24 protein-coding genes, 3 tRNA genes and 1 pseudogene are annotated in these 21,818 nt (G+C 66.0%); 15 read left to right on the plus strand and 13 right to left on the minus strand.

Translation table 11 applies throughout. The features are described from left to right. Positions 1–87 precede the first annotated feature (87 nt). The gene (locus C491_RS05365) at positions 88–1,482 is read left to right on the plus strand and encodes a hypothetical protein (protein WP_005554357.1); all 1,395 of its coding nucleotides are present in this window, start codon (positions 88–90) and stop codon (positions 1,480–1,482) included. 82 nt (positions 1,483–1,564) lie between these two features. Continuing rightward, positions 1,565–1,735, plus strand: coding sequence for a hypothetical protein (locus C491_RS23140; protein ID WP_169331729.1), 171 nt, complete (start codon positions 1,565–1,567; stop codon positions 1,733–1,735). 9 nt (positions 1,736–1,744) lie between these two features. Here the strand turns inward: C491_RS23140 and C491_RS05370 are convergent. Then, positions 1,745–1,815: transfer RNA gene (locus C491_RS05370), tRNA-Gly, on the minus strand. Positions 1,816–1,960: 145 nt separating this feature from the next. On the opposite strand from C491_RS05370, the gene C491_RS05375 reads away from it, so the two are divergent. Beyond that, entirely contained in the window at positions 1,961–2,755 is a 795-nt protein-coding gene (locus tag C491_RS05375; RefSeq protein ID WP_005554358.1) for an NAD+ synthase, read from the plus strand. Here the strand turns inward: C491_RS05375 and C491_RS05380 are convergent, their stop codons facing one another. Together C491_RS05380 and C491_RS05385 are read right to left on the minus strand one after the other, a co-directional pair. Next, a complete protein-coding gene (locus tag C491_RS05380; RefSeq protein ID WP_005554360.1) occupies positions 2,756–3,289 on the minus strand; it encodes a GNAT family N-acetyltransferase in 534 nt (177 codons plus the stop codon). It abuts the gene before it with no gap. A 51-nt stretch (positions 3,290–3,340) separates the two neighbouring features. Then, positions 3,341–4,039, minus strand: coding sequence for an enoyl-CoA hydratase/isomerase family protein (locus tag C491_RS05385; protein ID WP_005554362.1), 699 nt, complete (start codon positions 4,037–4,039; stop codon positions 3,341–3,343). Positions 4,040–4,099: 60 nt separating this feature from the next. On the opposite strand from C491_RS05385, the gene C491_RS05390 reads away from it, so the two are divergent. The 3 genes from C491_RS05390 (at position 4,100) to C491_RS05400 (ending at position 5,185) form a co-directional block, all read left to right on the plus strand. After that, on the plus strand, positions 4,100–4,798 hold the full coding sequence (locus tag C491_RS05390; RefSeq protein ID WP_005554363.1) for a DUF7114 family protein: 699 nt from the start codon (positions 4,100–4,102) through the stop codon (positions 4,796–4,798). Between the two features lie 72 nt (positions 4,799–4,870). Continuing rightward, a tRNA-Thr gene (locus C491_RS05395) sits at positions 4,871–4,942 on the plus strand. A 171-nt stretch (positions 4,943–5,113) separates the two neighbouring features. Further along, positions 5,114–5,185, plus strand: a tRNA-Thr gene (locus C491_RS05400). Between the two features lie 350 nt (positions 5,186–5,535). Here the strand turns inward: C491_RS05400 and C491_RS05405 are convergent. Together C491_RS05405 and C491_RS05410 are read right to left on the minus strand one after the other, a co-directional pair. Next, positions 5,536–6,306 (minus strand): methyltransferase domain-containing protein, encoded by a 771-nt coding sequence (locus C491_RS05405; protein ID WP_005554366.1) that lies wholly within the window; start codon positions 6,304–6,306, stop codon positions 5,536–5,538. Positions 6,307–6,587: 281 nt separating this feature from the next. Further along, the gene (locus C491_RS05410; protein ID WP_005554367.1) at positions 6,588–7,412 is read right to left on the minus strand and encodes a helix-turn-helix transcriptional regulator; all 825 of its coding nucleotides are present in this window, start codon (positions 7,410–7,412) and stop codon (positions 6,588–6,590) included. A 241-nt stretch (positions 7,413–7,653) separates the two neighbouring features. On the opposite strand from C491_RS05410, the gene C491_RS05415 reads away from it, so the two are divergent. Then, positions 7,654–8,070, plus strand: a complete 417-nt coding sequence (locus C491_RS05415; protein WP_005554368.1) for a universal stress protein — start codon at positions 7,654–7,656, stop codon at positions 8,068–8,070. Between the two features lie 492 nt (positions 8,071–8,562). Here C491_RS05415 and C491_RS05420 read toward each other — a convergent pair whose 3' ends face one another. The 3 genes from C491_RS05420 to C491_RS05430 all read right to left on the minus strand — a co-directional run bounded on the left by C491_RS05420 (position 8,563) and on the right by C491_RS05430 (position 10,839). Next, entirely contained in the window at positions 8,563–8,910 is a 348-nt protein-coding gene (locus C491_RS05420; protein ID WP_152421281.1) for a hypothetical protein, read from the minus strand. A gap of 56 nt (positions 8,911–8,966) precedes the next feature. Beyond that, entirely contained in the window at positions 8,967–10,466 is a 1,500-nt protein-coding gene (locus tag C491_RS05425) for an amidase (protein ID WP_005554372.1), read from the minus strand. 130 nt (positions 10,467–10,596) lie between these two features. Further along, a complete protein-coding gene (locus C491_RS05430; RefSeq protein WP_005554374.1) occupies positions 10,597–10,839 on the minus strand; it encodes a PRC-barrel domain-containing protein in 243 nt (80 codons plus the stop codon). 141 nt (positions 10,840–10,980) lie between these two features. On the opposite strand from C491_RS05430, the gene C491_RS05435 reads away from it, so the two are divergent. Then, positions 10,981–11,229, plus strand: a complete 249-nt coding sequence (locus C491_RS05435; RefSeq protein ID WP_005554376.1) for a CDGSH iron-sulfur domain-containing protein — start codon at positions 10,981–10,983, stop codon at positions 11,227–11,229. Between the two features lie 5 nt (positions 11,230–11,234). On the opposite strand, the gene C491_RS05440 is transcribed toward C491_RS05435, so the two are convergent. After that, positions 11,235–13,664, minus strand: a complete 2,430-nt coding sequence (locus tag C491_RS05440; protein WP_005554378.1) for a heavy metal translocating P-type ATPase — start codon at positions 13,662–13,664, stop codon at positions 11,235–11,237. Between the two features lie 98 nt (positions 13,665–13,762). Then, positions 13,763–13,966, minus strand: coding sequence for a hypothetical protein (locus C491_RS05445; protein ID WP_005554380.1), 204 nt, complete (start codon positions 13,964–13,966; stop codon positions 13,763–13,765). A 99-nt stretch (positions 13,967–14,065) separates the two neighbouring features. Here C491_RS05445 and C491_RS05450 point away from each other — a divergent pair, with 99 nt between their 5' ends. The 4 genes from C491_RS05450 to C491_RS05465 are packed head-to-tail and all read left to right on the plus strand — an operon-like array spanning position 14,066 to position 17,028. After that, a complete protein-coding gene (locus C491_RS05450) occupies positions 14,066–14,263 on the plus strand; it encodes a hypothetical protein (protein ID WP_005554382.1) in 198 nt (65 codons plus the stop codon). Then, positions 14,260–15,048, plus strand: a complete 789-nt coding sequence (locus C491_RS05455; RefSeq protein ID WP_005554384.1) for a cytochrome c oxidase subunit II — start codon at positions 14,260–14,262, stop codon at positions 15,046–15,048. Before C491_RS05450 ends, C491_RS05455 begins: the two co-directional genes overlap by 4 nt. Continuing rightward, entirely contained in the window at positions 15,041–16,810 is a 1,770-nt protein-coding gene (locus C491_RS05460; protein WP_005554386.1) for a b(o/a)3-type cytochrome-c oxidase subunit 1, read from the plus strand. The genes C491_RS05455 and C491_RS05460 overlap by 8 nt, the downstream gene beginning before the upstream one ends. After that, entirely contained in the window at positions 16,810–17,028 is a 219-nt protein-coding gene (locus C491_RS05465) for a hypothetical protein (RefSeq protein ID WP_005554387.1), read from the plus strand. Before C491_RS05460 ends, C491_RS05465 begins: the two co-directional genes overlap by 1 nt. An 11-nt stretch (positions 17,029–17,039) precedes the next feature. Here C491_RS05465 and C491_RS05470 read toward each other — a convergent pair whose 3' ends face one another. Together C491_RS05470 and C491_RS05475 are read right to left on the minus strand one after the other, a co-directional pair. Next, positions 17,040–17,351, minus strand: a complete 312-nt coding sequence (locus C491_RS05470) for a DUF7091 family protein (protein WP_005554388.1) — start codon at positions 17,349–17,351, stop codon at positions 17,040–17,042. 48 nt (positions 17,352–17,399) lie between these two features. Then, positions 17,400–18,152 carry an SDR family oxidoreductase gene (locus C491_RS05475; protein WP_005554389.1) on the minus strand — a complete coding sequence of 251 codons (753 nt, stop codon included), beginning with the start codon at positions 18,150–18,152 and terminating at the stop codon, positions 17,400–17,402. A gap of 224 nt (positions 18,153–18,376) precedes the next feature. On the opposite strand from C491_RS05475, the gene C491_RS05480 reads away from it, so the two are divergent. The 3 genes from C491_RS05480 (at position 18,377) to C491_RS05490 (ending at position 21,292) form a co-directional block, all read left to right on the plus strand. Continuing rightward, on the plus strand, positions 18,377–19,624 hold the full coding sequence (locus C491_RS05480; RefSeq protein ID WP_005554390.1) for a sulfite oxidase: 1,248 nt from the start codon (positions 18,377–18,379) through the stop codon (positions 19,622–19,624). Between the two features lie 102 nt (positions 19,625–19,726). Further along, positions 19,727–20,656 carry a hypothetical protein gene (locus C491_RS05485; RefSeq protein ID WP_005554391.1) on the plus strand — a complete coding sequence of 310 codons (930 nt, stop codon included), beginning with the start codon at positions 19,727–19,729 and terminating at the stop codon, positions 20,654–20,656. Continuing rightward, complete coding sequence (locus C491_RS05490) at positions 20,657–21,292, plus strand: RPA family protein (RefSeq protein ID WP_005554392.1); 636 nt, start codon at positions 20,657–20,659, stop codon at positions 21,290–21,292. It abuts the gene before it with no gap. A gap of 30 nt (positions 21,293–21,322) precedes the next feature. On the opposite strand, the pseudogene C491_RS05495 reads toward C491_RS05490, so the two are convergent. Next, a pseudogene (locus C491_RS05495) lies at positions 21,323–21,778 on the minus strand (alpha/beta hydrolase); the annotation flags it as partial. Between the last annotated feature and the right edge of the window lie 40 nt (positions 21,779–21,818).

Here is a 21,818-nt window from a genome sequence, read left to right on the forward strand (position 1 = left end):
GGGCCGGTAGAGATGTCGACGCCGTCGGGAGAGCTCCGGCCACAGCAACGGGTAGATTGATACGGTAGCTCTCACAACTGATCGGAAATGCGTCGTTCGCACGCGGTTGCAGTCGCCCTCGTCGTCGTCGCGGTGCTGTTTATCGGCGGCCCGTCGCTGCTGTTTGCCGACTCAGTGGACGAGCAGGTGACCGAGGATACCCAGGAGACGCCGGAGCTCGTCTCCCTCGAGGACTCCGAGAGCGAGTTCTGGCGGTTCCTGAGTCCCGAGGAGGAGTTCCACGAACGAAGCCCGATCAACGTCATCGTCCGCGGTGAAAGCGAGGACGTCCTGCGGGCGATGAGCGAGCAGGGCGACGGCGACTGGGAGGAGATCGAAGCGGTCGAGGAGGAGGTCGAAGAGGATGCCGAGGACGGTCCCGGGAACGGGACGGTCCTCGAGAACAACACCGTCCTCGAGAACACGACGGTGCTCGAGGAACACCACCGCCACGCGACGGGCATCGCGTGGGGTGAAGCCGATGGGACCACCCGCTACGCCTGGGTCGACCCCGGCGAGGGCGAGGACGGCTACTGGGCCACCGAGTCGCTCCAGCTCGAGGAGGGGGACTACTACGGCCAGCGCTACCACATCCGGCTCTACGAGAGTCCGAACGCCGACGACGAGTGGATCGCCATGCAGGCCCACACCGAGCACTTCGACTGGTTCACGCTTCGCCACCGCGTCGACGGCGTCGAAGCCGCCCAGACGAAAGTCGAGCAGGACTTCATGAATCTCCCCGGCGTCGACGCCGAGACGGACGTTCGTCGGATCCACATCGACAACGCCGGTCCCTCCGACGCCGACGGCTGGACGACCGTCGTCGACCTGACGTCGATGGTCGTCCTTCCCGCCGGCGTCGGTCTCGCGGCGGGCCATCGCTACCGGCGCTCGGCCGCGGAGAGCGTCGGGAAGGAGCGACCGCGTCCCGCCGAGGAGGGCGCCCCCGAGCGCGGCCTGACTGACGTCGATCGACAGCGACTCGCGGCCGCCTACGACCGCCTCGAGGCGGGCCACCTCGTGCTCGTCTTCGCCATCCTCGCGCTGTTTCTGGGGGTTCGGATGGGCGGGCTCCTGCTCGAGCGACGGGCGAGCTTCCTCACGCCACACATGATCGCGGCGCTGCTGTACCCGGTGATCGCGGTCGGAATTCCCGTCGCGACGTACCTGATCGCACGCGGGCTCACCAGCCGGCTCGACGCCGCGATCGCCGCCGCCGGTTCGCTGTCGCTCGCGATCTGGCTCGACTACGGACTGCTCGGCGTCGACGTTATCCGGCTCGACGTCGTGCTCCAGCGGAGCCTCGTCGTCATCGCGCTCGGGCTGATCGCCGCCGGCGCGGCGAAACGCGCGACTCGAGAGAGCCGATTCAACGACCTGCTGCTCGCCGGCGTCGCGATGTGGGTGCTGGTCCTGGTCGGAACGCTGTTCGGCTACCTCTGAGGAACAAGCCAGCAAACTCCTTCCAAGCCGGGATCGCACCTGCGTGCAGTCCGCATACGGAACTCGCCGCCGTACCCGTAGTATGGCGATCTGTCCACACTGCGACGACGAACTGGAACTCGAGGTCGAGCCGGATACGGTGACGGTCCACGAGGGCGAAGCGAGTCGGACGATCGAACCCGACGTGTTCACGTGTTACTCGTGTGATGCGGTGCTGTTCGCGACGGTGAGCCGGGAACTCGCCGGTGACTGACTCGAGAACTGCGTCGGCCGGGAATTGAACCCGGGCTATGAGCTTGGGAAGCTCATGTCCTACCACTAGACCACCGACGCTCGTTCGCTCGCGGCAGTTGGCCGTAATCATCGATCGTACTTCAACATAGCGTTCTGCTACGGCCCGCGGCCGAAAACTGACCGATTGTCCACGTTGTACCGTTTGGGGGAGCCTATTAGGGCAGTCCCTCCGTACTACCGGTCGATGCTCGAGCTTCACTTTTCGGACGCGGAGCTGGACGAACGACACGATCACATCACGAACTTCGTTCGCGAACAGGTCGACGCAGCGGGTGCCGAGGGGGCCGTTCTCGGCCTCTCGGGCGGCATCGACAGCACGCTCGTCGCACACCTCGCAGTCGACGCGCTCGGCGCCGAAAACGTTCACGGGCTCGTGCTTCCCGCGCGGGTCAGCGGCGACGACAACATGGGCGACGCCGAACGCGTCGCCCGTGATCTCGAGATAAGCTACGACGTGATCGAGATCGAGCCGATCGTCGAGTCGCTGCTCGAGGCCTACCCCGAAGCCGAGGGCGACCAGATGGCGGTCGGCAACGCTCGAGCGCGCGTTCGGGGAGTCCTCAACTACCTCGTTGCGAACCACGAGAGTCGGCTCGTGCTCGGAACGGGGAACCGAAGCGAGGGCGCCGTCGGCTACTTCACCAAGTACGGCGACGGCGCCGTCGACTGTCATCCGATCGGGAACCTCTACAAGGCACAGGTCCGCCAGCTCGCCCGCCACGTCGGCGTGCCGGAGGACCTCGCGGCCAAGCCCGCCACCGCCGAGCTCTGGGAGGACCAGACCGACGAGGACGAGATGGGCATGGACTACGAGACGCTCGACTCGATCCTGGTCACGCACATCGACGGTCCGCTGTCGGCTGGCGTGGCCGCTCGAGAGCTCGGCGTCGAGGTCGAAACCATCGAGAAGGTTCGGCGGATGTACGAACAGAGCATGCACAAGCGCCGGGTGCCGCCGTCACCCGATCCCCTCGAGTAGTCAGGCCGAGGCCCACTCCTCCTCTAAGAGCCCATACCGGTGGACGTCGTGGTACTCGCCGTCGACGAACGCGGCGTCGCGGTGAACACCCTCCTCGGAGAAGCCGACGGACTCGAGGAGGCGCTTCGAGCCGTCGTTGAACGCGAACACGCGGGCCGACAGCCGGTGGAGGCCGAGCTGATCGAACCCGTGCTCGAGTACCAGCTCCGTGGCCTCGGTTCCGTACCCTCGCCCGTGGTGGTCCGGAGCGATCCAGTAGCCGACTTCGCCGCTACCGGCTCGCCAGTCGATCGCGTCGAGTCCGACCGTCCCGACTGGGGTCGAGTCGACGGCGATCAGGAGGTGGATCGAGTCGTTCGCACAGACGGCCTCCTCGAAGAACTCCCGTTCCTGCTCGGCGTTGAGCGGCATCGAGTTGCCGATCGGTCGCCAGATCGCGGGGTCGTTGACCTGCGTCTGGAGAAATTCGAGATCCTCCTCCTCGATCGTTCGTAGCGCGACAGTTTCACCGGTCAGAAAGGCGGGTCCGGGCATCTACCGGTAGCCTCCACGCCGGAGGGAAAAAGCGATTCGGCCGTCCGAAGGTCACTCGAGCAGTCCCTCGAGCGACCCGGTGTGTGCGTCTACGAGTTCGCCGAACGCCTCGGCCTCCCGTCGCTCCTGGGTCTCTCGGTCGGCATCGTCGCGGATTCGGCGCTTCAGGACGGCGAGTGCGCCCGTCTCGTTCGCGGCGAGCTCCTCGGAAACCGCCCGCGGCTCGGCCTCGATCCTCGAGAGCAGCCCCATCCGCAGCGCCTCCTCGGCGTCGACGACCCGACCCGTGCAGGCGAACTCGAGGGCGTCGCCCTCGCCGAGGACCCGCGGGAGCCGGACCGTCCCGCCCCAGGCGCCGAACAGGCCGAACGTGGCGCCGGGCTCGCCGTACGTCGAGTCGGGTGTGCCGACCCGCACGTCGCAGGCGAGCGCGAGCTCGAGTCCCCCGCCGCGAGCGGGGCCGTCGATCTCGGCGACGACGATCGCGTCGCTGTCTTCGATACGTCGGGCGACCCGCTGGCCCAGCCGGGCGAACGCCTCGGCCCCGTCCCGCTCGAGTTCGGCGACGACGGAGAGGTCGGCACCGGCACAGAACGCGGGGCCGGCGCCACGAAGCGCGATGATGGGCTCGTCGGAGCCGGCGATGGCGCGCTCGAGCGCCTCGAGTCCCGCCTCGGTCAGCGCGTTCCGTCGGGCCGGCCTGTCGATCGTGACGGTCCGGATCGCTCCCTCGCTGTCGACGTCGATCATGGAACGAGTCGACTCGGTGTTTCCAAAGGTCTTTGCCTGCTCCCTCGTAACGGCCCTATGATGGAACTGGCGGACAGCTGTCGGCGTGTGGCCATCGAGGCCGTCACGGACGTCGAACCACCGGCGCTCTACGAGCTTATCGAATCCACGCTCGAGAGCGCGTCGATGCTTCCCGGCGCGCTCACCCTCGAGAGCGCCGGAGCCGTCGCACCGAGCGAAACGGCCGTCCGGAACGGGGACGAGCCGGACGACGGGATCGTCACCCACGCCGCCGGCGTACAGCTCATCTACGAGGGGCTCCGACTCACGCGATCGCTGGCCCACGAGGAGCCCTGGAGCGACGGCGACGAAACCGACGTCGACGGCGACATGGAGATTCTCGCGGCCGATATCCTCGTCGCCCGCGGCTTCTACCTGCTGGCCCGGACCGACGCTGCGGACAAGGCGGTCCGCACTGTCCAGGCGTTTGGCCGCGAACAGACCCACCGCCTCGACGAGCGCGACGACGGGCCCGCGGCGACGGCCCACGATGCGACCCTCGAGCGGGACGTCCTCGAGCTAGCCGTTCTGGCCGGCGCCGCGGCCGTCGACGAGCGCCCGTCGCCGTCGCTGCTCGAGCGCGCCGACGAGATCGCCGCAGCCGTGGGGACGTCGTTCCCCCCCGCCGAGCCGTCGACGACCGGCTCCGAGAGCTGCGTCTCCGAGCGCTCCCTCGAGGAGTCGACGACCGACCGGGCGACCTCCGTGACCGACAGCTGACCGAGTCAGGTCGACCCACGCCCGGTGGCGAATCGAAACCCCTAAAGTGGACTCGACGCAACCAACGAGTGCGCCTGGGTAGCTTAGCGGTAAAGCGCGTCCTTGGTAAGGACGAGACCCCGGATTCAAATTCCGGCCTAGGCTCTCGCCGATTCTCGCGTCGTCTCGTTCGCTCGAGTCGCTGGTACCGGACAGAAGCTGGTAGCGACGCTGGGTTACGTTTTGGCGCTCGGTTGTGAGTTCGCTCGAGCGGTGGCTCTCGCGGGACGGGTTTCGAAAGGGATAAATTCGCCTCGAACGAACCACGAATTACGCGCCTGGGTAGCTTAGCGGTAAAGCGCGTCCTTGGTAAGGACGAGAGCCCGGGTTCAAATCCCGGCCTAGGCTTGAAGCGTTTTATCCATAGCTGTCCGACCGAGCGTCTGCTCCGGAGTTGTCGTCCGATCCCGGTGTCGGGAGCTGGTCACGTTCGCGAGGGTTACGAGTCCGACACGACCAGTGAGGGAATCGAACAGGTAAGAGGACGGCAGAGCGGTTCGCTCTGCCGACACTTTCGAGGGACGCTCACCGTCAGAGTCGAAGGTGGGTTCGATCGCACTTATCCCGTGGTTCCGTCCCTCGGTTTCCCTGTAACCGTCGGCGAAGAACTCTCGAGCCAGTGGCTCCGTGCTTCGGGTGACCCACGAGCCGAATCGTCGATCTACGGGAGAAGGTGGTCGCTCGGTGCGTCCTCCTCCTCACTGTTTGCGGGCGCTGAGCGAGATGCTCTTGACGCCGTACTTCCCGCAGGCGTTCGCCGCCTGCTCCGAGACGAACTCGTACTGCGTGTTCTCCCGGAGTTCCAGTACCTCGAGGCCGGCGGCTTCGATCGATCCCGTGTACTCGTCGGTCTGTTCAGCGCCGCCGATACACGCCGCCCAGAGATCCGCGTCGGTCTTGATGCTCTCGGGTAGCTGCCGTTCGCTGATGATGTCGGAGAGGGCCAACCGTCCGCTCGATTTGAGTACGCGACTGGCCTCTTCGAAGACGCGATCCTTCTCCGGCGAGAGGTTGATCACGCCGTTCGAGATCACCGCGTCGAACGATCCGTCCTCGAACGGGAGCTCCTCGATGTACCCCTCGCGGAAGGTGACGTTGTGGAAGCCGTTGTCCGCGGCGAGGCTGGCTGCCTTCTCGAGCTGTTCGGAAGTCATGTCGACACCCGTAACCGACCCGGTTTCGGTGACGTTCATCGCGGCGTAGAAGGAGTCCATTCCCGAACCGCTACCGAGGTCGAGGACCCGCTCGCGCGGTTCGAGAGCCGCCAGGTCGAAGTAGTAGCCGACACCCGCAAACGAGTCGATCGCCTCGTCGGGGACGTAGGTGAGGGTGTCCGGATCGTAGCCGAGGCGTTCGGCGAGGTCCCGTCCCGTCTCGAAGTGGAACTCGGCGTCGGCGGACACCGCGACCTCCTGATACATCGATTTGACCTCGCGTTCGAGTTTGTTCGTATCGAGTGACTTGCTCATCGTTGCTCACCGTTTGTCGTCGCCTCGTCGGGCGTATCGATGATCATCTCGAGGGCTCTGCTGTGCGCGATTTGCTGGTCGTCGGTCATGGTGTTCATCTCCGGCCAGAGACAGTACGAAGCCGAGGATGGTGTAGCTATTTTGTGACAGCGCTGCAGTCCCTACCGTTCGTTCACCCACTGCAATCGGTGCACCAACTGCAATCCGATCGAGACCGCTATCGACCGGGTCTCGGTCCACGCTGGACGGCAAACGCAGAATACGTATCGTGCTGAGGGAACTCAGTCGACGAGCTGGCGGGGCTCGATCGGCCGGGCGTCGGAGCGATAGCGTTCGTACACCGACCGCGCCCAGTCGCGGACTGCCGGGACGTCGGTATCGATCATCGCCTGAGCCATCCCGCTGTCCTGCTCGTAACAGCTGATGACGACGCGGTCGTCGAGCAGACCGGTGCCGTACGGCGGGAGGTCGTCGTGCTGTAGTACCGTGAAATTAGTCCGTCGCAGCAGTTCGGCGCTGCGCTCCGGGTACGTCGTAAGAAAGTACAGATGGCAGTTCGGCCGGTCGATCAACGTCACGTCCACACCGCTGTCGACCCGTTCGTGGAGACGGTTGAGACAGGGGTCCATCAGCGCAACCTCGGGCCGAACGAAACGTAGCGTGGTCGTCCGCTCGAGAAGCGACTCGAAGCGGTTTACCGGACGGTACGGCAGTTCGGGGTCGGCGACGGTGACGGTCAGCTCCGACCACGTTTCGGTCGGGAGTTCGCCGACAACGTCGGGAAGCCGGTGCCAGACGTCGCGCAACTCCCGTTCGGTTTCGACTCGATCGATCGCGTCTTCCATCACGGATACGATCGCCTCCCCCGGCGGTGTTGCCACGTACTGGTGGCCGTCCTTACGGATCCAGCGCCGATCTTCGAACTCGTTCACCGTCCGTCGTATCGTAGAGGAGGAAACGCCGGTCTCCTCGCAGAGTTCGGACCGACTCCGAGGGCGTTCCGCCAGCGCAGCGAGTGCCGGAATACGGTGTTCCGACCGCGCGAGATACGCGATGTCACCGATCGGCGAATCTGCCGTCCGGCCCCAACCGATATTGGGTGCCATGGTACACGTACGCAAGGGACCACGAAAACCGTTGGGACTGTCCTTCAGCGTGGATCGTTTGGGACGAATCGAACCCGTCCTCGCTATCGTCCACCCGGCTTCCGGCAATGATCGGACAGTTCCGTAGCGAAAGTCGCGTACGTCGCGCGCCAATCTATCTCTCCGCAGGTGTCTTTGTTCTCCTCCCAGCGTTCGAGAACCGACGACTCCCTATATGGGCTGGGCAGTCGAACGATGTAGCATGAGGATTCTCGTTCCACTCGACGACTCCGAACCGGCACGGGCAGCACTCGAGCACGCGTTCGAAACGTTTCCGGAGGCCGACGTCACGGCGTTGCACGTCGTCAACCCGTCCGTCTCCGCGTACCGAAACGACGCACCCTACAACTTTCCGCGAGCTGTCGAGCTCGAGGAGGAGAAAGCCGAGGGGCTGTTCGAGATGGCCCACAAAGTCGCCGACGAGTACGGTCGGTCGGTCGAGACCGAAACCGTCGTCGGCTCGCCGCCTCGAGGGATCGTCGAGTTCGCCGAGGAGCACGACGTCGACGGGATCGTGCTCGGAAGCCACGGCCGGTCGGGCGTCTCGCGCGTCCTGCTGGGAAGCGTCGCGGAACAGGTCGTGCGACGCGCACAGGTTCCGGTGACGGTCGTCCGGTAGCTACGCGCCGAGCGATCGCGGCCGCTCGAGAACGCGTCGACCATCGCCACGAACGACGCGCCGATCGCCGTTCGTATCGGTATCGACGATTCCAGAGAATCGAGAATCGGGTTGCAGTTCACTACCGACGGTCCCCTCACTCTCGACTGATGGAAACGAACGAATTCCTCGACGGCGAGGCACTCACTGGAAAGCACGCGGCGATCGTTTTCGGACTGTGGATCGGACTCGTGGTCGTCGGCGCCTTCGTCCTGACGTTCGTGGTGTAGCGAACCGTTTCTCGTTGGGGAGATGGAGACACCCTTTTGCAGAACAAAGCAGCAGCGAAACCTGTCCGGTTCGCGGATCGGGCGAAGGACCGTTCCGACGAACGGTACCTCCCGAATCGAAAACGAAAGCGAAGCGGACACCAGTCGTGTGGTCTGTCGTACCGGGAGCCCGGAGACTGCAGGACGGCTTGCGGTCTTCGAAACTGGCGGAGAGGAGTCCGAATTAGTCGTCGCCGGCCAGCCGTCTGAAGACGACGTAGAGGACGGCGAACATCACGAGGAACGTGAGTAATCCCTGCGTGGCCTTCGCGAACGCGCTCTTCCCGTCGGCCTCGGTCTCGTCGTCCTCGCCAGCCGGACGTTCGTCCTCGCCGCCCTCGTCGATCTCGAACTCGTCCTCGCTGCCCTCGACCGCATCGTCGGTCGTCCCGGCCGACTCGTCGATCGACCCCTCGACGGCCTCAAGGATCGGCTCCTGCAGCGGCGTCTCCATTGCGGCGCGGACCGCCTCGTGGGCGAGTAGCTGAACCAGTTCGTGCTCCAGATCGAGTTCCTCCATCGTCGGTCTCATCGTGACGAAGGCTTGAACGTACAGTCGGATAACTGTTGCAACTTGCGAGACGCCGGTCAGGCCTGCTCGAGAGCGTAGGCCGCGTTCAGCGCCGTGACATCGTCGAACCTCGAGGAGACGAGCATCAGTCCGACCGGAAGCCCGTCGACCTCGCCGGCGGGGACGCTGACACCGGGATGACCGGTTCGGTTGAACGGCGTCGCGTTATGGACGATGTCGCTCTCCCGCAGGCGCTGGTGCTGATCTCGCTCGGGCTGGTGTTCGGGGGGTTTCGTTACCGCCGTCGGCATCGCCAGCAGGTCGTACTCCTCGAGGGCCGCGTCGTACCGTTCGGTGAGGTCGACGACGAGGTTCATCGCGCGGGCGTAGTACCGCGAGTGGTACTCGGTGTTGGTGTACGACCCCATGAGCAACAGCAGCTTGAGCCGTGGCGGGAAGTCGTCGCTCTGGGCCCGTCGGTACTTGCCGAACGACTCGATCCACGAGCGATTGTACCACGCCTTCCAGCCGTGGCCCAGGCCTTCCCCGGAGATCGCGTCGAGCAGTCCCTCCGAGGTACAGACGTCGTGGATGTCCTTTGAGTCGAGGTGCATCGGTATCGAGACCTCCTCGACGGAGGCACCTTCGGCCTCGAGTCGGTCGATCGCGTCCCGCGTGGTGTCGAGGATCTTCTCGTTGGCGCCCTCGCGGTCGAACCCTTCCTCGAGCACGCCGATCGAGAGGTCGGAGACGTCGCCGTCCAGTTGCTCCGCGTACTCTTCGACCGGGACGGTGCTGTGGTTCCGGAGGTCACGTTCGTTGCTCCCCGCGATCGTCGTGAGGGTGCGCGCGACGCTCTCGACGTCGGGCCCCATCGGTCCCGGGTGGTCGATCGCGTGCTCGATCCCGATACAGCCGGTGTAGGGAACCAGCCCGTAGGTGGGCTTGTGACCGACGATCCCGCAGAATGCCGCTGGGACGCGGACGCTGCCGCCCTGATCGGAGCCGATCGCGACGTCGACCTGGTTTCTCGCGACGGCGACCGCGCTCCCCCCGCTCGAGCCCCCCGCGAGGTAGTCGTCGTCGTGGGGGTTCAGAACGGGGCCAAAGGCGCTGTGGCCCGTCGAGGTCATCGCCATGTCGTCCATGTTCGTCTTCCCGACGATATCGGCCCCGGCCTCAAGCAGGCGCGTGGTGACCGTCGCGTCCCGGTTGGGGACGTAGCCCTCGACGACGTAGGAGCCACAGGTCATCTCGACGCCCGCGACGGAGACGTTGTCCTTGATGCCGATCTCCCAGCCGTCGAGGTCGCCGCCATCGTCGCCGCCGACGAAACACTGGGTCACCCACGCGTTGTGTGGGTCCTCCTCGCTGGTCACGCGCCGGCCCGCGTTTCGCGTCCGGTTCTCGTCGCCGCCCAGTCGTGGCTTCGGATCGTACGACATAACCGTCTCGTAGGACCCCATCTTCTCCTCGGCCATCTCGACGAAGAACTCTAACTCCTCGTCGGTGAGATCGAGAAACAGATCTTCCCCTAGCTCCGCGAAAACGTCTTCCGTCGGTACCCGCAGTGGCATACTCGAATAGTGGGCCGTCCGGTGGAAGTGAAAGGCGGTGGCACGCGCAAGCAGCAGGTTCCGAAGTCAGGAAGAGCGAGTGGCGGCGAAAGCGGTTCGTCGACCGATCGGATTCGGCGTCCGACCGGAACTAGGTTCGTTTCAGGCGGATCTCCCGATCGGTGACCGCCTTTACGTTGTTGTCGTCGATCGGATACGACTCCTCGTCGTCGGCGTCACCCCAGCCGAGCTGGGATTTGAGCGTGTCCGTCATACCCGGATCCGGGTTCACGTAGGCGGTTCCCGCGTCGACCTCGCTGACGATGCCGATCTGGTCGCCGTTGGCGTTGACGACGTCCTTACCTTCGTCCTCCTCGGTGAACGTTGCACACATACATCGAAATCATCGGATGCCGCGTGGGAATAGCCACCGCAGGAGACTGCAGGGGACCGTGACCCTCTCGGATTACCGAGTGTCTCGATCGTCGACCGATACGGGGGAACGCTTTCGTCGCTCGAGTTCGCATCGCTACCGATGACACGACTGGTCGAACTCGAGGCGAACGGGCCACGAAAGCTCGAGCCGTCGGATATCGACGACGAGAAGGGCGACGTCGCGGTCTGTCAGTGCGGGCTCTCGGCGTCGTTTCCGTTCTGTGACGGCAGCCACCGTCGGACGGGCGACGAGGAAGAAGCGACGACGTACGTCTACGACGACGACGGCGAGCGGTCGGTCGTCGAGCGGGTCGTGACCCGCGAGGACGTCGACGGAAGCGACGAGTAACGTCTTCAGAGCGAGCGAGCAGAGTTCAGGACGACGAGCAGACTGCTCGTCGCCATCGCGACAGCGGCAAACAACGGGTTGAGCAGCCCGGTGATCGCCAGGGGGATCGCGACGGCGTTGTAGACGAACGCCCAGCCGAGGTTCTGGCGAATGCGCCGGTTGGTGGCGGCCGCGACGTCGAACGTCTCCGCGACCAGTCCGAGGTCGTCACTCACGACGACGGCATCTGCGGCGTCAGTCGCCAGTTCGGTACCGCTTCCCAGTGCGATGCCGACGTCGGCGGCGGCGAGCGCCGGCGCGTCGTTGCTGCCGTCGCCGACCATGGCGACCGATCCCCTCGAGCGGAGCCGTCGAACGGTCTCGGCTTTCGCCTCGGGCGGGACGCCAGCGAAGACCTCGTCGACGCCGTCGACGTCCCGAAACTGGTCCGCCGCGGCGCCCTCGTCGCCGGTGAGGACGACGACCTCCCGGCCGTCGGCGAGGGTCGCGACTGCCTCCTGCCACTCCTCCCGGGGCGCGTCGCCGACGGCGATCACGCCGCGAGCGCGGCCGTTCCAGGCGACGACGACCGGGACGGCGCCGCTCTTGCGAATCGAGTCGATCCGGGACTCGAGTTGGGACGGGACCGACTGTCCCAGCTCTCGACAGCAGTCGGGGTGGCCGGCGACGACGCGGTCGCCGTCGACGCGAGCGCTCACGCCCCGCGGATGGCGTTCGAAGCCGTTGACGTCGGCGGGTACGAGCCCGGATTCGCCGTCGGCTTCGACCGCGTCGACGACGGCGGCACCGATCGGATGCTCCGAGAGCGACTCGACGGCTGCGGCTCGTCGAAGGAGGTCGTCAGCGTCGATCCCGCCGACGGTGTGGACGGCGTCGACCGACATCGATCCCTCCGTGAGGGTGCCCGTTTTGTCGAGGACGACGACGTCGATCTCGGGCGCCGCCTCGAAGATCGTCTCCGCGGCGACGACGATCCCGCGTCGGGCCGCGTTCTGGACCCCGGAGGCGATCGCCAGCGGTGTCGCGAGCCCGAGCGCGCAGGGACAGGAGACGATCACGACCGTCAGGCCGACGAGAAACGCCGTCGAGAGGGCGGAGCCCGTCGCGAGCAAGAGGGCGGTGGCAACGGTCGCGAGGGCGAGGACCAGCGGCACGAAGATTGTCGCGAGTTTGTCGGCGAGTCGCTGGGCCCCCGGCCTCGAGCTCTGGATCGACCAGAGCAGCGAGACGAGCCGGTCGTGGGTGCTCTCGGCGTCGTCGCCGACTGCGAGGACGATCGGAGCGTCGGTGACGACGGTTCCCCCACGGAGGGGGTCGCCGACCGCCTTCTCGACGGGGAGGGATTCGCCCGTGACCAGCGACTCGTCGACGGCAGCCCGACCCTCGCGGACGGTGCCGTCGAGCGGAACGCGCTCGCCCGGTCGAACGAGCAGGCGGTCGCCCGGGTCGACGGCGGATATCGGCACGGTGTCGCCGGTGTCGGCGCGGCGGGCCTCGTCGACCTGCGCCTCGGTGAGATCCGAGAGCAGACCGGCTGCGCGGCGCTTGATCCGTCCCTCGTAGTAGCTGCCGGCGGTGACGACGAGGACGACCGCGACCGAGACGTCGAAGTAGAGGTCGGTCCGACCGAGCCCCATCGCGAGGGTGCTGTAGGCGTAGGCCCCGAGGGCGGCCAGCGAGACCAGCAGGTCCATGTTCGGCATCCCTGCCCTGAGGCTGACGTACGCGCCCCGAAGGATCGGCAGGCCGGTGTAGAAGAGGACGAACGTCGTCATGAGCCAGATGTTGACGGCGACGTAGTAGCCGTCGTAGCTCCCGAAGTCGGCGAGTGCCTCGTAGCCGAAGTAGGTGGGGTAAAGAAAGACCGCGTACCAGATCATCACCATCATGCCGAACATCCCGCCGCCGATCAGGAACTTCACGAGGGCGGCGTCGCGGGGCTCCTCGTCTCGTCTCTCGCCCCGGTCCCGGGCCTCGTAGCCGTAGCCCGAGACGACCTCGGGCAGGTGTTCTGGCTCGAGCGCATCGGGATCGTAGACGAGTCGAAGCGTGTCCGTGGCGTAGCTCGCTTCCGCCCCACGGACTCCCTGGGCGTCGGTCGCCCGGGATTCGAGAAACGCCTCGCAGGTCCCACAGTGCATCCCCTCGACCGCGAGGAAGGCGTCTTCGCCCTCGAGGTCGTCGAGCGACGACGACTCGCCCTCGAGACGGTCCCGGATGGCCGTATCGTCGACGTCGTCGGCCGCCTCGAGCGTTCGGTGGACGTCGAGACAGCCTCGACAGCAGAAGGCACCCTCGACGTCGGCGTCGGTAACGGGATCGGCCGGCGTCGGCAACTCACAGAGCGTACACGCACCACTCTCGAGAGAACTACCGGCAGGATCGCGAACGGAATCGGCTCCGACCGCGTCGGAGCGGGCGTGTGAGGAGGTCATGGGCGCGGGAGGCGATATCGCGTGGGGTGCGGGAAGTGACACCGCTCGAGTCGCGGAAACACGGGTCCGACGCGGCGATCGACGGAGGCCGGTGCGGACTACGACGTCTCGCTCGAGTCGTGGCTGTGGCCGCCCGGAACCGGCGTGAACGCCACGTAGAGACAGGCGATGATGATCACGACGTTGATCGCGGAGACGACACCGGCCGAGAGCGAACTACCGAGACCGTACCAGGTAACCGGCAGGAGCGCGAGCAAGCCGACGACGAGCGCGGCCCGCGGGGAGAGCGCCTCGAGATCCATACACGAAGTCGGGGTGAACGACCCTTAATAATAACCCCCTTTCCTACGGGGTGAGAAACGGGTCGGTCGATTATGCAAGCCCCCTTCTTATCCGGACGTATGTGTCCGATGACGGATGAGTCAGAGCAACGGCGAGAGATCGGCCACGACGAGTACGATCCCGTCGGAACGCTCGCACTGATCACGGTGTACTTTCTCATCATCGCGTTGCTGTGGGTGTTCATGTACTTCGTCGAGTTCCTCGGAAACGAGCCGACTGTCGTCGGAACGTTTCTGACGGTGGTGGGGCTCGCATGAACGTTCACACCTACGAGAAGGTGTGGCTGATCGGAGCGATGGTCCTAATCGTCGGCTTTATCGTGACGATCACCTACGGCTCCGTCGGCCTCGGCATCGCGATGGTCGACGACAGCGAGGAGACCATCGAGCCGAGCGAGCTGGATGAGGACGAACGCTTTGCGGATCCGCGTGTCGAACAGGTCGGCGAGAACGAGTACGAGGCCTACGTCGTCGCCCAGACGTTCATCTTCCAGCCCGATCCGATCGAGGTGCCGTCCGGAAGCGAAGTGACCTTCTACGTGACGAGCCCGGACGTGATTCACAGCTTCAGCATCGTCGGAACGAACGTCAACACGATGGTCATCCCCGGCGAGGTGGCGACGATGACCGTCGAGTTCGACGAGGCCGGCGAGTACGGCGTCGTCTGTAACGAGTACTGCGGCTCCGGCCACCACACGATGGAGGGAGAACTCCACGTCGTCCCCGACGAGGAGTTCGACATGACCGAACTCTCCGTCGAGGCCGACGACGAGGTCGAAACCGGTGACGAGGCGACGATCGAGGTCGAGGTCGAGAACCGCATGCTCGAGGCCCTCGAGACGGCCGTCACACTCGAGATCGGCGACGAGACGCTCGAGGAGGACGTTACGATCGACGGCGGCGAGACCGAGACGACGACGTTTACGATCGACTCTGCAGACCTCGGCGAGGGCGACCACGACTGGACGGTTACCGTCGACGACTACGAGGACAGTGGGACACTGACCGTGACCGACGAGCTCGAGGAGGACGACGATGAGTAACGCGTACATCGACGACTTCCCGGCGGAGGCAAAGCTGGTCCGGACGGCCTTCTACAGCTCGTTCCTCGCGCTCGCACTGGGCGGCGTGTTCGGGATCATCCAGACGCTCCACCGGACCGGCTACTACCGATTTATCGACTCGGCGGACTACTACACCGTCCTCACCGCCCACGGCGTCTTCCTCGTGATCTCGTTTACGATCTTCTTCCTCGTCGGCGTGTTCACGTGGGCGATAACGACCAGTCTCGACCGCGGGGTCGAGGACCTCCGATTTACCTGGGGCTGGTACGGACTGATGGCGATCGGGATCACGCTGAGCGGCGTCGCGATTCTGGCCGGCTTCACCGACGCGACCGACATCAGCGCGTCCGTCCTCTTTACGTTCTACGCGCCGCTGCAGGCACACCCGATGTTCTATCTCGGGCTCGTCCTGTTCGTCGTCGGCACCTGGCTCGCGGGCGCCGACTGGTTCCGCTCGTGGTGGGCCTGGAAACAGGAAAATCCCGATGCGCGCATCCCGCTGCCGACGTTCATGGTGCTGACGACGATGTTGATGTGGTACATCGCGACCCTGGGGGTCGCTGCGGCGATCCTGCTGTTCCTGCTGCCGTGGTCGCTCGGGCTGGTCGACTCGGTCAACCCGCTGCTGACCAGAACGCTGTTCTGGTTCTTCGGCCACCCGGTCGTCTACTTCTGGCTGATGCCGGCGTACATGATGTGGTACATCATGTTGCCGAAGGTCTCGGGCGGGAAGCTGTTCAGCGATCCGCTGGCCCGCGTCGTGTTCGTTCTCTTCTTGATCCTCTCGGTGCCGACGGGGATCCACCACCAGTACCTCGATCCCGGCATCGCGGAGGGCTTCAAGTTCATCGCGATGACGAACACGATGTTCCTGCTGTTACCGAGCCTGCTGACCGCCTTTACGGTCGTCGCCAGCATGGAACACGGCGCCCGTCAGCGCGGCGGCGAGGGCTACTTCGGCTGGCTGACGGCGCTGCCGTGGCGCGATCCCGTCTTTACCGGGATGGCGCTTGCCGGGCTGATGTTCGCTGCCGCCGGCTTCTCGGGGATGATCAACGCCGGGATGAACATCAACTACCTCGTCCATAACACGTTCTGGGTCGTCGGCCACTTCCACCTCACCGTGGGTACGGCCGTCGCGCTGACGTTCATGGCGGTCACCTACTGGTTCCTCCCGCAGATAACCGGGCGGGCGCTGTGGAGTCGTTCCGTTGCGCTGGGACAGGTCGTGCTCTGGTTCGTCGGGATGACGTTCATGTCGAACGCGATGCACCGCGGTGGTCTGCTGGGCGTCCCTCGCCGAACGGCCGAACCCCAGTACGACGGGTTCGAGTTCGAGGCCGCCGTCGGAAGCATGGGCGAGCTTCAGGCCCAGATCGCGCTGGGCGGGATCCTGCTGACGCTCTCGCTCGTCCTGTTCTTCGCGAACGTCTTCGGAACCGCCCTCAACGGTCGCAGCGACGAGCTTCCGGCCAACGAGTACGCCGGGACGCTCTCGGGCCCCGAGGACGCCCCGCTCGTCCTCGACAACCTCAAGCTGTGGACCGCCATCGCGGTCGTACTCGTGATCTTCGCGTACACCTTCCCGCTGCTGTCGATCGTCGACCGCGGCGGGCTGTTCGGCCCCGATATCAACCCGCTCCCGGTTAGCCTCGAGACCGTCCACCTCCTCGCGTTCGTCCTCGAGTCCCACGCGACGGGGGCACTCGAGTCGATCGCCTGGCTGGGGGTGAGCCGGTAGTGCGGATCTCGAAGGCCGGGCTGTTAGTCGTCCTGGCGCTGCTCGCCCCGCTACTCGTCGAGCTACGGACGGTGTTATCCTGGGTGAACGTCGAGCTGACCGTTCTCGAGACCGCGGTCGTCGGCGCCGCCCTCGTCGTCGTGATCCTCGTCTGGGCGTTTCTTCCCGAGAACGGAGACGGGAAGACGGCTGAGGGCGACGCCTCGAGCGAAAACTGACCGGTTCTCCCCTACCAGGTTTCGATTCGACCCTCGCGAACGTCCTCGACGCAGCCCTCGCAGTCGGGATGGCCGGCCTCGTAGCAGGCCGGGCGGTACTCCTCGTCGAGCAGCGCGGCCCGTCGCTCGGCGTAGCGTCGACAGACGATCTTCGCGCGGTCCCGCTCGTCGGTCGGCAGCCCGCGGGCGTTTCTGGCCGACTGGTAGGCCTCGCGGGCCTCACCCAGCTGGCCGTCCGTCGAGTCCCGCAGCTCCTCGTACTGCTCGCCGGCCTCCTGGAGCTTCGTCCGGAGGAACCGCTCGAGTCGACGGCGGTCCGACATCGTCGTTCGGTTAGGTGGGCGGACACATAGTCCCGTCGCCGGACCGGACTACAGCTCCTGGCGGGTCGGCCGGATCAACAGCTCGTTGATATCGACGTGTGTCGGCTGACTCACCGCAAAGCGGATCGATCGGGCGACGTCCTCGGGCTCGAGCGGCGTTACCCCCTCGAGCATCTCGTCGACCATCTCCCGCTGATCCTCGTCGGGGATGTGTTCGGGAAGTTCGGTGTCGACGAAGCCGGGCTCGATGCTCGTCACTCGAACGTCCGAATCGGCGACCTCCTCGCGAAGCGACTCCGAGAAGGCCGTCACGCCGAACTTCGAGGCGTTGTACCCGCTCGAGCCGGCGTAGGCCTTCCGGCCCGCGACCGACGAGAGGTTGACGATGTCGCCCTCGCCCGACTCCCGCATAACGTCGAGAGCCGCCTGGGAGGCGACCATCACCGCCTGGACGTTCAGATCGAGCATCTGCTGCCAGTCCTCGGGATCCGCTGTCGCAACCGGCTCGAGCAGCATGACCCCGGCATTGTTGACGAGCACGTCGAGTCCGCCCAGCTCCGAGACGGTGGTCTCGATCATCTCCCGGACCTGGGTTTCCTCGGTAACGTCGGTTGGGACGACGAGCGCCTCCCCGCCCTCCGTTTCGATCTCGTCGGCCAGGGACTCGAGGCGGTCCTGGCGGCGGGCGGCGAGCGCGACCGACGCGCCTGCATCGGCGAGTTCGCGGGCCGTCGCCGCGCCGATTCCGGACGATGCGCCGGTTACGAGTGCGACCTGGTCGTCGAGTGGGTCAGTCGTCATCACTTCCCTCGAGGGATCTCCCACGGAAAGGCCGCCGGGAGCCAGCAATCCGCCCGGGATCCGGCAGACGGATCAGTACGCGCACGGTGCGGGCAGGCGGGTCGGTACGCACGGATCGGGAGGACGGATCAGTACGCACGAATCGGGTAATCTGGGGGATTCCGTGACGGAATCGGGATCGACTCATGGAGAAACGTTTTTTCGATCCGTGTTGCACGGAACCCATGGGCACTGAAGAGCGTCGAGCGAGCCGTCACGACGAGATCAAGGCGATCCTCGAGCGGAAGGGCGGCGCCGAGGAAGCCAGAGACGACGCTGACAAGTACACCGTCGTCGGCGCGGCGAACAGGAAGACGTACGCGAACTGGCTAACGCCGATCGAGGAGCACTTCGTCTGCCACCGCAACGACATGCCGGAGGCCGACGGGGACGGCGAGTGGACGGTCTCGTTGACGGGCTATCTCGAGGACGCGCACTCCGTCGCCGAGATCAGAGAGGAGTTCCCGACGGTCGCGGTCGCACACACGATGGAGTGTGCGGGTAACGGTCGCGGCCAGCACCGCCCGGAGACCGGCAGCGTCCAGTGGGGGTACGAGGCCGCCGGGACCGCGGTCTGGTCGGGAACGCCGCTGAGCGCCGTGCTTCGCGGGGAGCTCGAGGACGTTCCCGACGACGCGTGGCTCACGGCGGTCGGCGGCGACCCATCGGACGGCGAAGACGTCTTCGCGCGTTCGATCCCGCTCTCGAAGGCGGTCGACGACTGCATCCTTGCTTACGAGATGAACGGGCAGATGTTGCCCCGCGAACACGGCTTTCCGATTCGGCTGATCGTTCCCGGCTGGTACGGCGTCAACAGCGTCAAATGGCTCGACGAGCTCCGCGTGATGGACGAGATGGTCACCGACGAGTCGCTGGATCGGCCCGGCGACCACGCCTACTGGCAACAGGAGGCCTACCGGATCCACCCCGAAGGGGTCGAGCCAGCGGTCAACGAAACCGTCGAGACGGGCGACACCTGGGACCAGCTCGAGGGCGGCGAGCCCGCCCACCCCTACACGTTCGATCAGACCGTGATGTCGGTCATCGGCGAGCCCGACGGCGAGTCGGCCGTCACCGTCCCCGAGGACGGTACCGTCGAGATCACGGGCGTCGCGTGGGCCGGCGACGACGACGTCGCGGGCGTCGAGGTGTCGACCGACGGCGGCGACAGCTGGGCAGAGGCAGAGCTGTTCGGCCCCGACTACGCGGGCGCCTGGCGGCTGTTCCAGTACGACTGGGAAGCGACGCCTGGCGAGTACGTGCTGGCCTCCCGCGCGACCGACGACCGGGGGCGGCGCCAGCCGATGCGGATCTCGAACCCCGACGCGTGGCGCGACGCCCTCGACGACGACGAGTTCCCCTGGAACGAGGGCGGGTACGCCGCAAACGCCGTCCTGCCGAACGCCCTCGAGCTCGAGGTCCGATCGCCGTAATCGCCCGACGAGAACACTTTCGCTCCGGTGCCGGCAGTTTAAATACGATCGGGAGCGAACGTCGGTATGCCTCCCAGTGAAACAAAGAGGAGGCGTGACACAATGAGCGACGTACGACAGCACGCGGACGACATACACGACCAGTTTTCGGACCACATCGACGTCTCGGTCGACGACGTCGAGGATCGACTGACGACCCTCGTCGACGAGTACAAGGTCCCGATCGACGAGGCGCGCCGGAGCGTCACCAACCACTACCTCGAGGAGGCCGGCCTCGACCGCGAGGATCTCGCGGGCGGCTCGAGCGAGGCGGCCAAGATCGAGGACGTCGACGAACCGGAGCAGTGGATCGACATCACGGCCAAGGTCATCGAGCTGTGGGAACCCCGCAGCGACTCGGTGGCACAGGTCGGCCTGCTCGGCGACCCGACGGGGACGATCAAGTTCACCAAGTGGGCCAAATCCGAGCTCCCGACCCTCGACGAGGGCGGCGTCTACGAACTTCGCAACGTCGTCACCGACGAGTACGAGGGACGCTACTCGGTCAAGCTCAACTCGACGACCGTCATCGAGGAGCTCGACGAGGAGCTCGAGGTCGGCGACGACACGAGCGTGATCGAAGGCGCGCTCGTCGACATGCAAAGCGGCAGCGGGCTGATCAAGCGCTGTCCGAAGGAGGACTGCACGCGCGTCCTCCAGAACGGCCGCTGTAACGAACACGGCGAGGTCGAAGGGGAGTTCGACCTCCGTATCAAGGCCGTCGTCGACGACGGGCTCGACGCCCACGAGGTCATCTTCGACAAGGACGCCACCGAGAACCTGACGGGAATCAGCTTAGAGGAGGCCAAGGACATGGCGATGGACGCGCTCGACACGACCGTCGTCGCCGACGAGATCCGCAACCTGGTCGTCGGCACCTACTACCGGATCGAGGGGCCGACGTTCGGCCGCTACGTCCTGGCCGACGACGTCGAGGAGCTCGACGGGCCAGCCGATGCCGAACAGCTGCTGATCAAAGCGAGGTCGATGTAAATGTCTCAGGCAGAACTCACCCGCGAAGTCGCGCGTCGCGTCTTCGCCTCCGAATTCAACGACTCGACGTACACGTTCAAGGAAAGCGACGACGAGCGCGCCCCCAACTACGCCCTGCTCCCGACGGGCGACCGGGCCAACCGCGTGTTCGCCGTCGGGACGCTGACCGAGACCGAGGACGTCGGCGAGGACAGCGAGTACTGGCGCGGTCGCGTCGTCGACCCGACGGGAACGTTCTTCGTCTACGCCGGCCAGTACCAGCCCGAGGCCGCCTCCGTCCTCCGGGACACGGAGCCGCCAGCGTACGTCTCGGTCGTCGGCAAACCACGAACGTACGAGACCGAGGACGGCACGGTCAACGTCTCGGTTCGCCCGGAGACGATCTCGATCGTCGACGAGGCGACCCGCGACCGCTGGGTCGTCGAGACCGCCGAGCGCACCCTCGACCGCATCGAGGAGTTCGAGGCCTGGCAGGGCGAGCAGGAGGCCCCCGAGAGCGGCTCGACGGCGCCAACCAACGAGTACGCCCAGATGGCCCGCGAGCGCTACGACTCGCCGGTCGAGAACTACCGCCGCGACGTGATCCAGGCCTTGGAGAGCCTCGAGAACGTCGAGGACGCCGAAGCGACGGCCTGAACAGGCCGTAGCCCTTTCGATTTTCGCTTGTTATTCCGCTCCGAGTGACTCGAGCAGCGCGCCGATTACCTCGAACTCGTCGTCGGTGACCTCGTGACCGACGCCGGGATAGCGTCGTTCGGTGACCTCGGCCCCGGCGTCCTCGAGCGCTCGTGCCGTTTCGACGACGCGCTCGAGGTCGATCCGAGAGTCATCGGCGCCGTAGCCGACGAACGCGGGCGTTCCCTCGAGTTGACCCGTCACCGCCAGCTCGTCCTCCGGGCCGCCCGGTATCCCGCCCGAGAGGAGGAACACGCCACCGTGGCGCTCCGGTCGACGGCGGACGAACTCCGCGACGACCGAGGCTCCCTGGGAGAACCCGACGAGCACCGTCCGCTCGGCGGGGATGCCGATCTCGCGGGCCGACTCGAGGGCGGCGCCGACCGACTCGACGCTCGAGGACAGCGCCGGCTCGTTGGCCGCCCGTGGCGCGGTCGCCGGCCGCGGGTACCAGCTACCGCGTCGGGCTTGGGGCGCGAGGAAGGTG

The organism is Natronococcus amylolyticus DSM 10524 (assembly GCF_000337675.1).
Lineage (GTDB): Archaea > Halobacteriota > Halobacteria > Halobacteriales > Natrialbaceae > Natronococcus > Natronococcus amylolyticus.

What these genes read in the sequence shown, in the direction of transcription:
- C491_RS05365 (WP_005554357.1), top strand. Translation starts at nt 88, where the DNA reads ATGCGTCGTTCGCACGCGGTTGCAGTCGCCCTCGTCGTCGTCGCGGTG.
- C491_RS23140 (WP_169331729.1), top strand. Translation starts at nt 1,565, where the DNA reads ATGGCGATCTGTCCACACTGCGACGACGAACTGGAACTCGAGGTCGAG.
- C491_RS05375 (WP_005554358.1), top strand. Translation starts at nt 1,961, where the DNA reads ATGCTCGAGCTTCACTTTTCGGACGCGGAGCTGGACGAACGACACGAT.
- C491_RS05380 (WP_005554360.1), bottom strand. Translation starts at nt 3,289, where the DNA reads ATGCCCGGACCCGCCTTTCTGACCGGTGAAACTGTCGCGCTACGAACG.
- C491_RS05385 (WP_005554362.1), bottom strand. Translation starts at nt 4,039, where the DNA reads ATGATCGACGTCGACAGCGAGGGAGCGATCCGGACCGTCACGATCGAC.
- C491_RS05390 (WP_005554363.1), top strand. Translation starts at nt 4,100, where the DNA reads ATGGAACTGGCGGACAGCTGTCGGCGTGTGGCCATCGAGGCCGTCACG.
- C491_RS05405 (WP_005554366.1), bottom strand. Translation starts at nt 6,306, where the DNA reads ATGAGCAAGTCACTCGATACGAACAAACTCGAACGCGAGGTCAAATCG.
- C491_RS05410 (WP_005554367.1), bottom strand. Translation starts at nt 7,412, where the DNA reads ATGGCACCCAATATCGGTTGGGGCCGGACGGCAGATTCGCCGATCGGT.
- C491_RS05415 (WP_005554368.1), top strand. Translation starts at nt 7,654, where the DNA reads ATGAGGATTCTCGTTCCACTCGACGACTCCGAACCGGCACGGGCAGCA.
- C491_RS05420 (WP_152421281.1), bottom strand. Translation starts at nt 8,910, where the DNA reads ATGAGACCGACGATGGAGGAACTCGATCTGGAGCACGAACTGGTTCAG.
- C491_RS05425 (WP_005554372.1), bottom strand. Translation starts at nt 10,466, where the DNA reads ATGCCACTGCGGGTACCGACGGAAGACGTTTTCGCGGAGCTAGGGGAA.
- C491_RS05430 (WP_005554374.1), bottom strand. Translation starts at nt 10,839, where the DNA reads ATGTGTGCAACGTTCACCGAGGAGGACGAAGGTAAGGACGTCGTCAAC.
- C491_RS05435 (WP_005554376.1), top strand. Translation starts at nt 10,981, where the DNA reads ATGACACGACTGGTCGAACTCGAGGCGAACGGGCCACGAAAGCTCGAG.
- C491_RS05440 (WP_005554378.1), bottom strand. Translation starts at nt 13,664, where the DNA reads ATGACCTCCTCACACGCCCGCTCCGACGCGGTCGGAGCCGATTCCGTT.
- C491_RS05445 (WP_005554380.1), bottom strand. Translation starts at nt 13,966, where the DNA reads ATGGATCTCGAGGCGCTCTCCCCGCGGGCCGCGCTCGTCGTCGGCTTG.
- C491_RS05450 (WP_005554382.1), top strand. Translation starts at nt 14,066, where the DNA reads ATGTGTCCGATGACGGATGAGTCAGAGCAACGGCGAGAGATCGGCCAC.
- C491_RS05455 (WP_005554384.1), top strand. Translation starts at nt 14,260, where the DNA reads ATGAACGTTCACACCTACGAGAAGGTGTGGCTGATCGGAGCGATGGTC.
- C491_RS05460 (WP_005554386.1), top strand. Translation starts at nt 15,041, where the DNA reads ATGAGTAACGCGTACATCGACGACTTCCCGGCGGAGGCAAAGCTGGTC.
- C491_RS05470 (WP_005554388.1), bottom strand. Translation starts at nt 17,351, where the DNA reads ATGTCGGACCGCCGTCGACTCGAGCGGTTCCTCCGGACGAAGCTCCAG.
- C491_RS05475 (WP_005554389.1), bottom strand. Translation starts at nt 18,152, where the DNA reads ATGACGACTGACCCACTCGACGACCAGGTCGCACTCGTAACCGGCGCA.
- C491_RS05480 (WP_005554390.1), top strand. Translation starts at nt 18,377, where the DNA reads ATGGGCACTGAAGAGCGTCGAGCGAGCCGTCACGACGAGATCAAGGCG.
- C491_RS05485 (WP_005554391.1), top strand. Translation starts at nt 19,727, where the DNA reads ATGAGCGACGTACGACAGCACGCGGACGACATACACGACCAGTTTTCG.
- C491_RS05490 (WP_005554392.1), top strand. Translation starts at nt 20,657, where the DNA reads ATGTCTCAGGCAGAACTCACCCGCGAAGTCGCGCGTCGCGTCTTCGCC.